Here is a 246-nt window from a genome sequence, read left to right as displayed (position 1 = left end):
CAATGTTCAGCGCATCGAAGTTATGGAATGCATCTTCGATTTCAGGGCCTGATTCTGTTGCAAAACCAAGCTCACCAAAGAACTGTTCCATACGCTCGATTGTACGAGTAACTGGGTGCAGACCACCGTTTTCAATGCGACGACCTGGTAGGGTCACATCGATAGTTTCAGCCGCTAGCTTCGCTTCTAGCTCTGCTTTTTGCAGGCCGTCTTTGCGAGCAGCAATAGCTTGCTGAACTGCGCCTT

The 246-nt window shown here is 49.6% G+C and carries 1 pseudogene; it reads right to left on the bottom strand.

Going from position 1 to position 246, the window contains the following annotated elements:
- Positions 1 to 246 (bottom strand): annotated as a pseudogene (locus tag AB4585_RS28555) (phenylalanine--tRNA ligase subunit alpha); the annotation flags it as partial.

The organism is Vibrio sp. 10N.222.49.C9 (assembly GCF_041474985.1).
Taxonomy (GTDB): domain Bacteria; phylum Pseudomonadota; class Gammaproteobacteria; order Enterobacterales; family Vibrionaceae; genus Vibrio; species Vibrio crassostreae_C.
This window is presented reverse-complemented; position numbering and strand designations above follow the sequence as displayed.